The sequence below is a fragment of the Methylobacterium sp. Leaf102 genome (assembly GCF_001422425.1).
Lineage (GTDB): Bacteria > Pseudomonadota > Alphaproteobacteria > Rhizobiales > Beijerinckiaceae > Methylobacterium.
Map to the genome: position 1 here is coordinate 68,612 of NZ_LMMX01000023.1, position 14,243 is coordinate 82,854.

Genomic DNA, 14,243 nt, shown 5'->3' on the forward strand with positions numbered 1-14,243 from the left:
ACCCCGATTTATCCGTCAATAACCTATGCTAATTCGTTTTTATTCTCCAAAGATCCGTATTGTCACTTGTCGGAGACGATCCTATCTTCTTCCCATCGTCCGCATACGGATCAGAGCGCGGGCGCTTGGGAGACAGCGCGCGCTCTTGCTCCGAGGTGGAGACGAGGGCTCATGACTCACGGTCGACACTGCGATGCCCACAATCGCCTGCTGAAGGTCATGCCGCCCGAGGATTTCGCCCGCCTCCGACCGCACCTGGAGCCGGTGGATCTCCTGACGGGACAGATCCTGCTCGCTCCGAACGCGCGGACCGAACACATCCATTTCATCGAGACCGGCATCGCGTCCATCACCGCCGAGGGGGCCAACGGCCGGGTCGAAGTCGGGATCATCGGGCGGGAGGGTGCGGTGGGCATCACCCCGGTGCTGCTCGGCTCCGATCGGATCCCGCACAACCACTTCATCCAGATGCCGGGCAGTGCCCTGCAAATCCGAACCGATGCCCTCACCGCCGCGGTGGAGGAGAGCCCGACACTGCGCAAGCTGCTCCTGCGCTACGTTCTGACCGAGATGATCCAGGTGCGGCAGACGGCCTTCATCAACGCCACCCACGAGATCGAAGCGCGCCTCGCGCGCTGGCTGCTGATGTGCCACGACCGGGTGGACGGCGACGAGATCCTGCTCAAGCACGATTTCCTGTCGATGATGCTCGGCGTGCGACGCTCGGGCGTGACCCTGGCGATGCAGCAGCTCGAAGGGGCCGGCCGCATCCGAGCCAGACGCGGGCGCATCACCGTGGTGAACCGCGAACTCCTGGAGGAGATGGCGGATGGCGGCTATGGCACGCCCGAGGCCGAGTATGCCCGCCTGATCGAGGGGGCCTGAGATGCCGCGCTACTTCTTCCACCTCCGATACGGGCGCGGGACCGAAAAACTGGCCGTCGACCCCGAGGGCGATGAGCTCGCCGACGACGAGGCGGCCCGCCGGCACGCCCTGCAATGCGCCCGCGACCTGGTCGCCGGGTCCCCCTCCTTCGCGGTGCGCGACTGGTTCGCCTGCTCGTTCGAGATCGAGGACGAGCGGGCGCGGCGGGTTCTGATGGTGCCGTTCGGCGACATCGTCCCGGAGGAGGACGACGAGGACCGGACGGGCTGACCCCGCGCGCTCGGCGTCGGTGCCGGCAGTCGGTGCCAGGACATGACCTGTATCAGCCACACGAGTGGATCCCCCATGAAGACCAAGCGGCTGAACGGCTCCGCGATTCCCCGGGACCGGGCACCGGACAGTACGCTGTCGCTTCTCTCCGAAGGCTATGCCTTCATCCCGAACCGTTGCCGACGGTACGGATCGGATGTGTTCGCGGCCCGGCTCATGCTGAGTCCCGTGATCTGCATGTCCGGCCGGGAGGCGGCGTCGCACTTCTACGACGGCGATCGCTTCACCCGACGACACGCGCTGCCGCCGACCACCTTCGCGCTGATCCAGGACCATGGGAGCGTGATGGTCCTCGACGGCGACGCCCATCGCCACCGCAAGGAGATGTTCCTGTCGCTCGTCGGGCCGGACGCCCTCCGGCGCTTCTCCGACCTGCTTGCCGAGCATTGGCGCCGCGCCGTGCTGCGCTGGGCGACGATGGACAGCGTGGTGCTCCTCGACGAGGCGCACCGCGTCATCACGGCCACGGTGTGCGCGTGGGTGGGCCTCGCCCTGCCCCCGGACGAGATCGAGGCACGGGCGGCCGAGTTCGCCGCCATGGTCGCCGGCACGGGGGCGATCGGACCGCGCAACTGGCGGGGGCATCTCCTTCGCGCCCGCACCGAGCGCTGGGCCCGGCGCATGATCGAAGACATCCGGAGCGGTCGCCGCGACGTGCCCCCGGGCGCTGCCCGGACCGTCGCGACCCACCGCGACGCCGATGGGCGTCGTCTCGACGTCAGGACGGCCGGCGTCGAACTCATCAACCTGCTGCGCCCGACGGTCGCGAACGCGCGCTACGTGGTGTTCGCCGCCCTGGCGCTCCACGAGAACCCGCACTGGGTCGCGGCACTCGCCGACGCGGACGCGGGCACGCGCCAGCGTTTCGCCTGGGAAGTGCGGCGCGCCTTTCCGTTCATCCCGTTCATCGGCGGGCGGGTCCGCGAGCCCTTCGCCTGGCGAGACCATGCGTTCGAAGTCGGCGACTGGGCTCTCATGGACCTCTACGGCACCAATCACGACCCGAGCCGATGGCCGACGCCGGAGCGCTTCGATCCGGACCGTTTCGGCACCGAAGCCCTCGATCCGTTCGACCTGATCTCCCATGGCGGCGGCGCGGCGATGGACGGACACCGGTGCCCCGGCGAGGGCATCACCCAGACCCTGCTGATCACGGCGGCCGGCCTGCTGGCGACGTCGATGCGCTACGAGGTCCCGCCCCAGGATCTCGGGATCGACCTCGCCTACATTCCGGCGCGCCCGAGGAGCGGCTTCGTCCTGCGCGCCGTACGCCCCGTCTGAGGCGCCGGCGCACCCCCGGTCCCGACAGATCCGCCGGTGGACCGTCGGAGGGCCGGTGCCGCCGGAGCCGTGCCGGCAGGGTCGTGGCAGGATCGGGCGCGAACGCACCGCCTTGACCCGAGCGCGTCCGGCTTCCATCGAAGCCGCATGAGCGAACCCCGGCGCGACCACCTCTGGCGGCCCTACACGCAGATGAAGACGGCGGCGCCGCCCCTGGAGGCGGTGCGAACCCACGGGACCCGCATCGTGCTCGCCGACGGGCGCGAACTCGTCGACGGCATCGCCTCGTGGTGGACCGCGGCGCACGGCTACAACCATCCCCACATCCGCGCCGCCGTCGCCGCCCAGCTGGAGGCGATGCCGCACGTGATGTTCGGCGGCCTCACCCACGCGCCGGCCGAACGCCTCGCCGCCCGCCTCGCCGCCCTGCTGCCGGGCGACCTCGACCACGTGTTCTTCACCGATTCCGGGTCGGTGGCCGTCGAAGTCGCCCTGAAGATGGCCGCCCAGATGTGGCTCAACCGGGGGGTGGAGGGGCGCACCTGCTTCCTCGCCTTCCGGGGCGGCTACCACGGCGACACGATGGGGGCGATGTCGGTCTGCGACCCCGAAGACGGCATGCACCGGCGCTTCGGCGCCTACCTGCCGGAGCAGATCTTCTGTGACCTCCCGACCGATGCCGAACGGATCGCGGCCCTCGACGCCTGCCTCGCTCGACACCGCGAAACCCTCGCGGCGGTGATCGTCGAGCCCCTGGTCCAGGGCGCCGGCGGCATGCGGATGCACGCCCCCGACGTGCTGGCCGAGGTGGCGCGCCTCGCTCGGGCCCACGGCCTGCCCCTCATCGTCGACGAGATCTTCACCGGCTTCGCCCGCACCGGCACCCTGTTCGCCTGCGAGCAGGCCGGCCTCGTGCCCGACATCCTGTGCCTGTCGAAGGCGCTCACCGGCGGCACCCTGCCGCTCGCCGCCACGGTGGCGACGGGCGCGGTGTTCGAGGCCTTCCTCTCCGACGACCCCGCCGCCGCCCTCATGCACGGGCCGACCTTCATGGCGAACCCCCTCGCCTGCGCGGCCGCCAACGCCAGCCTCGACCTGTTCGAGACCGAACCCCGCCTCGCCCAGGTCCGGACCATCGGGGCGCGCCTGGCGGCGGGCCTCGCCCCCTTGCGCGGCCGACCCGGCCTCGCCGACGTCCGGGTACTCGGGGCCATCGGGGCGGTGCAGTGGACGCAGGTGCCGGACCTCGCCGACCTGAAGCGGCGCCTCCTCGCGCGCGGCGTCTGGGTCCGCCCGTTCGGCGACATCGTCTACCTCACCCCGGCTCTCACCATCGATTCGACCGACCTCGACCAGCTCGTCGAGGCCGTCGTCGCGGTGGTGTGCGACGTGACACGGACCTGAGCGCTGCAACTCCCGGCGCGCTTTCTCGTTGGACCAGGGTCGGGAGCGGCGCACGACCCCGTGGAACGTTACGGGCCGCATCCCATGGAACGGGCGGAGGGTGCATCGTGGTGGATGAGACAACGGGCCCAGGCGACGATCGGCCGGTGATCCTTCTGGTCGAGGACGAGGCGCTGACCATCATGGACCTCGGCGACGTCCTGGAGAACGGTGGCTACGAGACGGTGCAATGCGCCTCCGCCGAGCGGGCGCTCGGCATCCTCAAGGCCCGGCCCGACATCTGCGGCCTGGTCACCGACGTGGAATTGTCGGGCAAAACCAACGGGTTCGAGCTTGCCAACGCGGTCGCGGCAGCGCGTCCGCAACTGCCCATCGTCATCGTCTCGGGACGGGCCGCGCCGGACCCCGAGCGGATGCCGCCGGGCGCCCGATTCATCGCCCGCCCGTGCACCGGCGAAGACATCCTCAGTCAGCTCAAGGGGTTACTCCCCTGCTGAGCCGGCTGCCCCGAGACGGTTCCGCCACCAACTCAGGGTGTCGTCGAGGCCGGTCTCCAGGGTGAAGCGCGGCCGGAACCCGACCTCTCCGGAAAGGCGCGCAACGGCGGCTTCGATCGCGGCCGGCTCGGACGGACCCAGCGTCCGGGCCCCGTAACGCACGAGATCGAACCGGCCGGTGCGTGTGGCCAGACCATCGAGAAGGGTCCGCACCGGGACGGCTTCCCCCGAGCCGATATTGACGGCCCCCGTCACCGGACCGTCGAGGAGCGCGGCCAAAGCGCCCGCCGCATCAACGACATGCAGGAAATCACGGCGCTGGTGGCCCGGCGAGGTGGGGAACTCTGCACCCGTCAGGAGGGCGTGGGCGGCGTCGGAGACGAGGCGGCCGCGCCGCTCGCCGGGACCGTAGAGGTAGAACAGGCGCCCCCACGCGAAGGACAGACCGACGCTCTCGGCGTAGGCCGCGAGTATTCTCCGGGTCCCATCCTTGGCGGCCCCGTAGAGGGTCGCGGGGCGGCAAGGGCTCGTCGCCTCGTCGAAGCGGGGATCGCCCCAGGTGTACTCGGCGCAGGTGCCGACGCCGACGAAGCGACGCCCGCCAATGTCGTGAAAGCTTCGGGCGAGGTCGAGGCTGGCTGCGACCCAGTCGAGGTTGCTCGGCGACGTCCAGTATCGACCGGGTTCGGCGTCCCAGGCCAGATGCAGGAGGTGGCTCGGCGCCACGTCGGCGAGGAGGGCCCGCCGCTCGGCCGCGTCGAGCAGGTCGGCCGCATGAACCACGGCCCCCGGAATGGGACTGCGCGCCACGGCGTGGACCTCGAACCCGCGCGCCTCCAGGGCCGGCAGCGCGTGCCGCCCGACGAAACCGGACGCACCGGTGACGAGGACCTTCACGCGCTCCAGTCCGGATAGGCGAGATCGCGCTTGGCGATCACCGTGACGGGCTCGGGCCAGGTCACGTCGAGGGCTGGGTCGTTCCAGCGCAGGCCTCGGGCGCTTCCGGCGACGTAGGCGCGGTCGATCATGTAGAGCACCTCGGCCGCGTCGGTCAGGGCCTGGAAACCGTGGGCGAAGCCGGCCGGGATGTAGAGGGCGCAACGGTTGCCCGCCGTCAAATCGGCGGCGAAGCTCTTGAGATAGCTCGGAGAATCCTGCCGCAGATCGACGATGACATCGCGGATGGCGCCCCCCGTGCAGCGCACGAGCTTGGTCTCGGCGTGGGGCGGAACCGAGAAGTGCATCCCCCGGACGGTGCCGCGCCGGGCGTTGAACGACACGCTCGACTGCGCGAAGCCCCCCACGAGACCCCGGGCGGCGAACTCGTCCGTGCAGGTGGTGCGGGCGAAGAACCCGCGATCGTCGGCGATGGGTTCGGGCCACACGCGGTAGGCCCCGGCCAGCGGCGTTTCCTCGAACCGCATGGCGTCAGGTCACGGTCAGGTGCGGGATCGCCGTGACGAAGCGGCCGCCCCAATCGCGGATGGCGGCCATCTCGCGGGCGATCTCGTCCTTGAGGTTCCAGGGCAAGATCAGGACGTAGTCCGGCCGTAGCGCCAGCAGGTCTTCCGGCGAGACCACGGGAATCCGGCTGCCAGGCAGCAGGGTGCCCTGCTTGTGCGGGGACCGGTCGGCCACCGCTGCCACGAGTTCGGGGCCGATGCCGCAGTAGTTGAGGAAGGTGTTGCCCTTGGCCGCCGCCCCGTAGGCGCAGACCTTCGCGCCCTTCAGGCGCAGATCCGCCAGGAATGTGAGCGTCGCGCATTTGATGGCCACCACGTCCTCCGCGAAGGCCGCGTAGCCATCCGGCGCGAACAGGCCCCCGTCGCGCTCGGCCGCCCGCACCCGGTCCACCGCCGGGCTCGTGGGGTGGCCGGCCCCGGCATGGCAGAAGAACACCCTGAGGGAGCCGCCATGGGTCGGCAGTTCCTCGACGTCGAACACCCGTAGGCCGTGTCGCTCCAGGATGCCCGAGACGACGCCGAGGGAGAGGTACGAAAAGTGCTCGTGGTAGATGGTGTCGAACTGGCGCTCCTCGATCATCCGCAGGAGGTGCGGGAACTCGAAGGTGCCGGCGCCCTCCGCTTTCAGCAGGATGTGGAACCCCTCCACGAAATCGTGGATGTCGGGCACGTGGGCGAGAACGTTGTTGGCCGCCGTGAGATCGGCGGAATGACCCTGGGCCACGAGGCGCCGGGCGGTCTCGGCGCCGAAGAACGCGACTTCGGTCGGCACGCCGCGCGAGACGGCGACCTTGGCGACATTGGCCGCCGGCTCGACGCCGAGCGCTGGGATGCCGCGCGCGACGGCGTATTGGAGGAGATAGCCGTCGTTGCTCGCCACCTCCACGACCTTGCTGTCGGGTCCCAGGCCGAAGCGCGCCTGCATGCGAGCGACATAGGCCTCGGCATGCGCCAGCCAGCCCGCGGAAAAGCCCGAGAAGTAGGCGTATTCCGAGAAAATCGCCTCCGGCGTCTCGAACGCTTCGAGCTGCACGAGGAAGCAGACGTCGCACACGAAGGCGTGGAGCGGGTGGAACATCTCGCCCCTTCCGGCACGGTCTGCCGGCACGTAGGCGTTGGCCAGCGGCGACAGGCCGAGATCGGCTACGGTGCGGGAGAGAGGCGCGCCGCAGGCGCGGCAGGCGGGTCGGGTCACGGTGCTCACGCTCCCAGGGTCTCGTAGGCGCCGATCTGCGCCAGGGTGAGGTCGAGGGCCGAAGCCCCCTGCGCCTGGGCCCGGTGCCAGGCCGTGGTCCAGGCGAGCGCCGCGTCGAGGCGCAGGCGCCGGTCCCATCCGAGATAGGCGCGTGCCTTGGAGGCATCGACCTTGAGGAAGGTCGCCTCGTGCGGGTGGGTCTTCTCCGAGAGGTGCCACGCGGCGCCCTCGCCCCATTCCCGCGCCAGGGTCTCGACGATGGACGACACAGGGCGGCAATCCTCGTCGGCCGGGCCGAAATTCCAGGCCTCGGCGACGGCCGCGCCGTCTTGCGCGCACAGGGCTTCGGCGAGGCGCAGGTAGCCGCTCAGGGGTTCGAGGACGTGCTGCCACGGCCGGGTGGCGTGGGGCGCGCGGATCTCGACGGAGCGGCCTTCCAGGAAGGCCTGCACGATGTCGGGGATCAACCGGTCCTCGGACCAGTCCCCGCCGCCGATGACGTTGCCGGCCCGGGCGGTCGCCACGCGGCAATCCCGCTCGGCGAGGAACGAGGCGCGGTAGGCGCTCGTGACCAGCTCGGCGCAGGCCTTGGAGCTGCTGTAGGGGTCGTGGCCGCCGAGCGCCTCGGTCTCGCGGTAGCCGTAGGGCCATTCGCGGTTGGCGTAGGCTTTGTCGCTCGTCACCACCACCACGGCGCGCACGGACGGAGTGGTGCGCACGGCCTCCAGCACGTGGGCGGTGCCCATCACGTTGGTGGCGTAGGTGGCGAGGGGATCGCGGTAGGACGGACGCACCAGCGCCTGGGCGGCCATGTGGATCACGATCTCGGGGCGCGTGGCCGCGAGGGCGTCGCGCACGGTGTCGGCGGACCGGATGTCGCCGAGCCGGGAATCCATCCGCCCGGAGAGGCCCGCGAGGTCGAACAGGTTCGGGCTCGTCTCGGGCGGCAGGGCGAGGCCGCTCACCCGCGCGCCGAGGCGCTCGAGCCACAGGCTCAGCCATGCGCCCTTGAAGCCCGTGTGCCCGGTGACGAGCACCGAGCGTCCGGCCCAGAAGGCGGGGTCGGGGTTGCGGGCGCCCGCGTTCGGCGGCGTATGGATAGGAGTCTGCAAGCCGTCGTGTCTCCGGATCGCGCCTCCCTACACCGGGACGGCGCCGGTGTCAGTTCGCGCCTACCAGCACTTCCACGGCGCGTGGCCCCCGGCCCAGAGGGCCTCGAGGTGGTTCTTGTCGCGCAGGGTGTCCATCGCCTGCCAGAAGCCCGTGTGGACATAGGCCGAGAGTTGCCCGTCATGGGCGAGGCGCTCCAGGGGCTCGGCCTCCCAGACGGTGGAATCACCGGCGATGTGATCGAGGACGCGCGGCGACAGCACGAAGAAGCCGCCGTTGATGGTCGCCCCGTCGCCCGCCGGCTTTTCGCGAAAACTCCGAACCACACCATCGTCGAGTTCGAGGGCGCCGAAGCGGCCCGGTGGCGTCACCGCCGTGAGGGTGGCCAGACGCCCATGGGACTTGTGGAAGGCGGCGAGCGCCGTGAGGTCGACATCGGCGACGCCGTCGCCGTAGGTCATGAAGAAGTCGTCGTCGCCCAGATACTCGCGCACCCGCTTGAGGCGCCCGCCCGTCATGGTGGTCTCGCCAGTCTCGATGAGGGAGACGCGCCAGTCCTCGGCGGCGCTGCGGTGGAAATCGACATGGCCCGCCCCGACGTCGATGGTGACGTCGGAGAGATGCAGGCGGTAGTTCAGGAAGAACTCCTTGATGACGTAGCCCTTGTAGCCGAGGCAGATCACGAACTCGCGCACGCCGTGGGCGGCGAAGATCTGCATGATGTGCCACAGGATCGGGCGTCCGCCGATCTCCAGCATGGGTTTGGGCCGCGTCACGGTCTCTTCCGACAGGCGCGTCCCGAGACCGCCCGCGAGGATCACTGCCTTCATGGTTTCCCGCGTCCGCCCTCGTTCCGCGGCCCACGATTAGTCGAGGGGGGCTTACCCGTCCAGGCAAGGCGGACGCGGGCGGAAACCGTGGCTCGTGTCACATCGGCGTCACGACTCCCCTGGCAGATGCCGGTTCGGCGGTGGACGCGTCTGGAAACCCCGGCGCCCGACCGCCGATTGCGCGCTATGATGTGAAGAGGACGCGGCAATGCAGGCGGCTGACGAGCGAACGGAGGCGGTCCTGGGCCGCGCGCCATCCCCCGCCGGCCTCTCTCCTTCCCTTCACCTCCCCAAGGCTACCGAGCGGACCATGAGCAAGTCGGACAAGCGCATCCGCCCGCCGGGTTCGAAGAACGGCCCCGAAAAGACCGCGCCCGGGTCCAAAAGCGTCCCTGGATCCAAGAGCGTCCCTGGATCCAAGAGTGTCGGCTGGGCCCTGGTCCAGGCGGCCCGACTTCACCGTTCTCGGGTCGGCGACCGGCTGGCGGCCCTCGATCTGTTCGCGGGCCAGGAGCAGGTGGTCCAGGCACTCGCGGCCTCCGGCACCATGACCATGGGCGACTTGGCCGCCACCCTCCGGGTGCGCCCGCCGACGGCGTCGAAGACGATTTCGCGCCTCGCTGCCCTCGGCTTCGTCGAGCGGCGGGCCGAGGCTGGCGACGGGCGGATCGTACGTGTCCGGCTGACCGAGATGGGGCTTGCCAAGGCCGAGGCCATCGAGCGGATCGGAGACGAGGTCGAAGCGGAGCTGCTCGCCGGGTTCGACGGCAAGGAGCGCCGCCGCTTGCGCAAGCTCCTGCGCAAGGCCGCGCGCAATCTCGCCGAAATCTCCGGCGCCCTCGGCCACGAGGTCGAAGGCGACGCAGAGATCGACGAGGACGAGGCGGACGCCGACGCGATCGCCCCGGCGCTCTGAGAGCGGCTCCACTCGATCAAAGCGGAGCCCGGATCGGCAGGCCCGCGCGACGCCCGCATCCGCCATCCCGAAGGGATCGAACGGATTTGGTCCGAGCCGCCCTACTGCATCGCGTCCTGCGCCAGGCGATACGCACGCCCGTGCTCGCGGTACCCCTCGACGACGCGGGTCATCATCGCGCGCTTGTCCTCGTCGAGGGGACCCAGAACCCGGGCAGGTCGGCCGCCCCAGAGGTGGCTGCCCTCCAGCAATTGGCCCGGCTCGGTGGTGGCACCGGCCGCCAGGAGCACGTCGTCGGCCACCACGGTGCCGGGCGCGACGACGCAGCCGATCCCGATCAGGCTGCGGGCGCCGATGCGGCAATCGGCGAGCCGCACGTTGTGGCCGATGGTGGTGTCGCGGCCGATGACGACGCCTTCGGATCGGGCACGGATCACCGTGTTGTCCTGGATATTGGTGTCGGCGCCGACCACGATGGCACCGCCCTCGGCCTGCAGATCGCACGAGAAGAACACGCTCGACCCAGCCCCCAGAGCAATGCGGCCGCGCAGGCGGGCCGTGCGGGCGACGAACACGCTCGCCTCGATCTCGGGGGTGTCGGCCTCGGGCAGAGGAGGAAGGTCGCCGGACGCCTCGCGCAGACGCTCGGCCCGTTCGGCGATCTCCGGCAGGGAGATGGGGCGGAGAGGCTTGGCCGGGCTCCCCGCATAGGCAAACCCCGCCGCCAGATGCGCGCGTGGGAACACCGTCGCGCCGGCCTCGATGAGCACGCCGTCCTCTACCGTGGCCCCGTCGAGGACGATGACGTCGTCCTCGATCACAACGTCCGAGCCGACCGTACAGGCATGCACCACGGCATTGCGGCCCACGGTGACCCGGTCGCCGACGACGGTCGCGTAGGTGTTGGTGGCGATGTGGACGGTGGAGCGGTGGCCGAGCCAGAAGCGTTCACCGACGGTCACCACCTGGCCGTCGGCACGAATCACGCTGTCGTCCCCGAGCCAGGCCTGCGCCCCGAGGGTGGCGGTGCCGATCACCGTACTGCCGCGTCCGCACCAGACCGGACGGGCGGAGAAGACCGGGAGGACCCCGTCATGGGGCAGGATCAGGTCGGGGGTCACGCGGACGGTCTCCTTCGAAGCCCGGTGGCGCGGACCGGGACGAGGGGCATATAGGTCCTTTGGGACCGGGCGGACATGCCCGGCCACGAAGCGGCGGATAAGGGCGTTCGGGACACGGGTCGCGTGACGCGCGGGCTTTAGCAAGCTCCTGTCGCCGCGCCTCGATCAACCGTCATGCCGCAGCGAGCTTTCATGACTGCACAGATCCCCGACGTCAGCATCCAGGCCGAGCCCTTCGACGTGGCGCACGAGATCGCGGTTCTGACCCGCGACCTCCACGGCCGGGCAGGGGCCATCGTGACCTTCACCGGCCTGTGCCGCGACGAGGACGGGCGTCTCGCAGGCCTCGAACTCGAACATTACCCCGGCATGGCCGAGGCGGAGATCGGCCGGGTGGTCGAGGCCGCCCGCGCCCGCTGGCCGCTCCAGGCGGTTCGGGTGATCCACCGCCACGGCCTCGTGGCGCCGGGCGGCGGCATTGTCCTCGTGGTGGCGGCCGCCGGTCATCGGATCGCGGCCTTCGAGGCGGCGAGCTTTCTCATGGACTACCTCAAGACGCAGGCGCCGTTCTGGAAGCGCGAGCACCTCGTCGGCGGCGCAATCGGCGGCTGGGTCGAGGCGACGCAGGCCGACGACGACGCCGCCGCGCGATGGGCCTGAAACGGTTTTTGTCGCAGAACCGGAACCCGCTTTCGCGCGGCCTGCTCTGAGCATCCACAGGCAACCCGACGGATGGACCTTGTGCCCGCCGGCCCCGCATGTGCCGGGTTGCGCCCGATCCGAAGGAGTTCACCCGATTTCCATGTCCAGCCTCAGGCCCGATTCCCAAGCGGCTCCCCAGGGTGCCGGCCCGCAGCCGCGGGGCTGGTCTCATGCCGTCTCGGGCATCGCCATCGTGGCGTTCGCCGCCTTTCTGGCGCTGGCCTGGAGTGCGGTCTCGACCCTGTTCCTCGTCTTCGCCGGCATCCTGCTCGGGGTGTTCCTCGATGGGCTCACGCAGCTCCTCGGCAAGGTAATGCCCGCCGGCCGCGGCCTGCGCCTCAGCCTCGTCAGTCTCGCGCTCGCGGGCTTGAGCCTGGCGATGATCGCGTTCGGCGGCGCCACGGTGATGCAGCAGGGCCGCGAACTCGGTCAGACCGTGGCCTCGCAGGCCGGCACCGTGCGCGATCGTCTCAAGGATTACGGCATCGACGTGCCGGGCCTCTCCGCACCCAAGAAGGCGCCGGAGGGACAGGCCGCGCCTGAGGGCGACAAGGATTCCACCGAACCGAAGGGCCAGAAGACCGGTGGCCTCGCCGGCCTCGCCTCGGGTGCGATGGAGAGTCCGGGCTCGATCCTCTCCGATGCCGGCAGCGTCCTCGGTCCCGCGGCCAGTGTGGTGATCGCCCTGTTCAGCGCCCTGGGCAACGTCCTGGTCATCGTGTTCCTCGGCCTCTCGTGCGCCGCCGATCCGGCGGCCTACCGCGACGGGGCCGTGCGCTTCGTGCCGCCCCGCCACCGGGAACGGGCCAGGGCCCTCCTCGACGGCATGGGCGAGACCCTGCGGCACTGGCTGTTCGGCCAGCTCATCACCATGGCGGTGATCTTCCTGTGCACCTGGGCGGGCCTGAGCTTCCTCGGGATCGGGGGCGCGCTGATCCTTGGACTCCAGGCCGGCCTCCTCGCCTTCATCCCGACCATCGGGCCGCTCATCGCGGGCGTGGTGATTGTGCTGGCGGCCCTGGCTTCGGGCCTCACGGCTCTGCTCGGCGCCGTCGGCGTCTACCTCGCCGTGCAGACCCTGGAGAGCTACGGCCTGACGCCGTACATCCAGAAGCGGGCGCTGGACATCCCGCCCGCCACCATCTTCGCCGGGCAGCTCATCCTCGGCGTGCTGTTCGGCCTGTGGGGCATCGCGCTCGCCCTGCCCCTCATGGCGGTGATCAAGGTGCTGCTCGCCCAGCTCTACATCGAGGACATCCTGCACGAGGACGCCGAGGCCTGAGCCGGGCGAGCGTCCTCGCCGGGGCAAGCCGCCTGCTGGCCAAACCTCGCGATCACTCCACGTCCTCGGCGTCCGACAGGGGGTGGAGGTCGCGGACCATCCCCTTCAGGCGCTCGTCGAGGACGTGGGTGTAGATCTGGGTCGTGGCGATGTCGGCGTGCCCGAGGAGTTCCTGCACGATGCGCAGGTCCGCGCCGTTCTGCAGGAGGTGACTGGCGAAGGCGTGGCGCAGGACGTGCGGGCTGACCCGGTCGGCACGAAGTCCGGCGAGGGTGGCGACGTTCTTGAGGTCGCGCGCGAAGGCCTGCCGGGTGAGGTGGCCGCTCTCGCTGTCGGCGGGAAACAACCACGTGCCCCCGGGAGCAAGGTGGGCAAGGTGGTCGCGCATGGCGCCCCGCGCCATGTCGGTCAGCGGGACCAGACGCTCGCGCCCGCCCTTGCCCTTGACCACGAGGTAGCGTTCCCGCGTCGATCCCGCCGCACGCGGCAGGGCGATGAGTTCGGAAACGCGCAGGCCCGTGGCGTACAGGAGTTCGATGAGGCACAGCATCCGCCGGCTCCGCCCCGTCCCGTCCGCCTCGGCCAGATTTCGGGCCGTGGCCAGAAGGGTATCGACCTCGGAGACCGACAGCACTTTGGGCAGCGTCCGGCCCTTGCGGGGTGCGGCCACGGGCGCGCTCGGGTCGCCTTCGGCGAAGCCTTCCGCGTAGAGAAACCGGTGAAAGCCCCGGATGCAGGACAGCCGCCGCGCGGCGGACGCCGCGGACAATCCCCGCGTCTCCAGATCCGCCATGTAGGTCCGCACGGGGCCGGCCTCGAGGCGGACGGGATCGTGCCCGTCCCGTGCCAGGGCGGCGAGGTAATCGATGAGGTCGCGGCGGTAAGCGCTCACGGTGTTGGCCGCCGCCCCACGCTCGGCGGCGAGCATGTCGAGGTAGCCCTGGATCAGCGCCTCGCCCGACGGGTCTTCCGGCGAGGACTCTTCCGGGGATGACGCCGCGCTCACCGGCCCGGCGGCTGGAGCTTCGAGGCGGGGATCGTCACGCTCATCTCGCGCGGTGTCGGCACCACCAGAGTCGCCAGGGCGAACAGGCCCGCAAAGGCGAGCCCACCCAGGATGGCGAGGGTGGCGAGGAAACGGAACAGGGTCGGCACTCGGACGAACCTCGGTCGCGGGGCGTGAGGGGAAATGCGGCGCGGAGTGCGCAATGAAAGTCATCGGTTGC

16 protein-coding genes are annotated in these 14,243 nt (G+C 70.4%); 8 read left to right on the forward strand and 8 right to left on the reverse strand.

Translation table 11 applies throughout. The annotated features are described in order from the left end of the window. Positions 1–171 precede the first annotated feature (171 nt). The 5 genes from ASF27_RS11875 to ASF27_RS11895 all read left to right on the forward strand — a co-directional run bounded on the left by ASF27_RS11875 (position 172) and on the right by ASF27_RS11895 (position 4,398). The gene (locus ASF27_RS11875) at positions 172–885 is read left to right on the forward strand and encodes a Crp/Fnr family transcriptional regulator (protein WP_056176805.1); all 714 of its coding nucleotides are present in this window, start codon (positions 172–174) and stop codon (positions 883–885) included. 1 nt (position 886) lies between these two features. Continuing rightward, positions 887–1,156 (forward strand): hypothetical protein, encoded by a 270-nt coding sequence (locus tag ASF27_RS11880; RefSeq protein WP_056176802.1) that lies wholly within the window; start codon positions 887–889, stop codon positions 1,154–1,156. A 75-nt stretch (positions 1,157–1,231) separates the two neighbouring features. Next, the gene (locus tag ASF27_RS11885; RefSeq protein WP_056360356.1) at positions 1,232–2,497 is read left to right on the forward strand and encodes a cytochrome P450; all 1,266 of its coding nucleotides are present in this window, start codon (positions 1,232–1,234) and stop codon (positions 2,495–2,497) included. Positions 2,498–2,644: 147 nt separating this feature from the next. Next, a complete protein-coding gene (locus ASF27_RS11890) occupies positions 2,645–3,901 on the forward strand; it encodes an adenosylmethionine--8-amino-7-oxononanoate transaminase (protein WP_056360359.1) in 1,257 nt (418 codons plus the stop codon). 104 nt (positions 3,902–4,005) lie between these two features. After that, on the forward strand, positions 4,006–4,398 hold the full coding sequence (locus ASF27_RS11895) for a response regulator (RefSeq protein ID WP_056177015.1): 393 nt from the start codon (positions 4,006–4,008) through the stop codon (positions 4,396–4,398). Here the strand turns inward: ASF27_RS11895 and ASF27_RS11900 are convergent. Genes ASF27_RS11900 through rfbF form a run of 5 tightly spaced genes read right to left on the reverse strand, consistent with a single transcriptional unit; the run spans position 4,384 to position 8,996 of the window. Then, the gene (locus tag ASF27_RS11900) at positions 4,384–5,295 is read right to left on the reverse strand and encodes an NAD(P)-dependent oxidoreductase (RefSeq protein ID WP_056360360.1); all 912 of its coding nucleotides are present in this window, start codon (positions 5,293–5,295) and stop codon (positions 4,384–4,386) included. The genes ASF27_RS11895 and ASF27_RS11900 overlap by 15 nt on opposite strands. Continuing rightward, positions 5,292–5,822 (reverse strand): dTDP-4-dehydrorhamnose 3,5-epimerase family protein, encoded by a 531-nt coding sequence (locus tag ASF27_RS11905; protein ID WP_056360363.1) that lies wholly within the window; start codon positions 5,820–5,822, stop codon positions 5,292–5,294. Before ASF27_RS11905 ends, ASF27_RS11900 begins: the two co-directional genes overlap by 4 nt. A 4-nt stretch (positions 5,823–5,826) precedes the next feature. Continuing rightward, positions 5,827–7,056, reverse strand: a complete 1,230-nt coding sequence (locus ASF27_RS11910; RefSeq protein ID WP_056360989.1) for a class I SAM-dependent methyltransferase — start codon at positions 7,054–7,056, stop codon at positions 5,827–5,829. A 5-nt stretch (positions 7,057–7,061) separates the two neighbouring features. Continuing rightward, positions 7,062–8,168 carry a CDP-glucose 4,6-dehydratase gene (gene rfbG / locus ASF27_RS11915; RefSeq protein ID WP_244474375.1) on the reverse strand — a complete coding sequence of 369 codons (1,107 nt, stop codon included), beginning with the start codon at positions 8,166–8,168 and terminating at the stop codon, positions 7,062–7,064. A 60-nt stretch (positions 8,169–8,228) separates the two neighbouring features. Beyond that, positions 8,229–8,996 (reverse strand): glucose-1-phosphate cytidylyltransferase, encoded by a 768-nt coding sequence (gene rfbF / locus ASF27_RS11920; protein WP_056176789.1) that lies wholly within the window; start codon positions 8,994–8,996, stop codon positions 8,229–8,231. 310 nt (positions 8,997–9,306) lie between these two features. Here rfbF and ASF27_RS11925 point away from each other — a divergent pair, with 310 nt between their 5' ends. After that, positions 9,307–9,912 carry a MarR family winged helix-turn-helix transcriptional regulator gene (locus ASF27_RS11925; RefSeq protein ID WP_056360366.1) on the forward strand — a complete coding sequence of 202 codons (606 nt, stop codon included), beginning with the start codon at positions 9,307–9,309 and terminating at the stop codon, positions 9,910–9,912. Positions 9,913–10,013: 101 nt separating this feature from the next. Here the strand turns inward: ASF27_RS11925 and ASF27_RS11930 are convergent, their stop codons facing one another. Then, positions 10,014–11,033: a gamma carbonic anhydrase family protein gene (locus ASF27_RS11930; protein WP_056176783.1), complete on the reverse strand. Its 1,020-nt coding sequence runs from the start codon at positions 11,031–11,033 to the stop codon at positions 10,014–10,016. A 192-nt stretch (positions 11,034–11,225) separates the two neighbouring features. Between ASF27_RS11930 and ASF27_RS11935 the strand changes: the two genes are divergently transcribed. Both ASF27_RS11935 and ASF27_RS11940 read left to right on the forward strand, forming a co-directional pair. Next, on the forward strand, positions 11,226–11,693 hold the full coding sequence (locus ASF27_RS11935) for a molybdenum cofactor biosynthesis protein MoaE (RefSeq protein WP_056360993.1): 468 nt from the start codon (positions 11,226–11,228) through the stop codon (positions 11,691–11,693). Between the two features lie 142 nt (positions 11,694–11,835). Next, entirely contained in the window at positions 11,836–13,017 is a 1,182-nt protein-coding gene (locus tag ASF27_RS11940; protein ID WP_056360369.1) for an AI-2E family transporter, read from the forward strand. Between the two features lie 52 nt (positions 13,018–13,069). Here the strand turns inward: ASF27_RS11940 and ASF27_RS11945 are convergent, their stop codons facing one another. Both ASF27_RS11945 and ASF27_RS23145 read right to left on the reverse strand, forming a co-directional pair. After that, positions 13,070–13,966, reverse strand: coding sequence for a site-specific tyrosine recombinase XerD (locus tag ASF27_RS11945; protein WP_056360995.1), 897 nt, complete (start codon positions 13,964–13,966; stop codon positions 13,070–13,072). Between the two features lie 53 nt (positions 13,967–14,019). After that, positions 14,020–14,172, reverse strand: a complete 153-nt coding sequence (locus ASF27_RS23145) for a hypothetical protein (protein WP_056089629.1) — start codon at positions 14,170–14,172, stop codon at positions 14,020–14,022. Positions 14,173–14,243 lie beyond the last annotated feature (71 nt).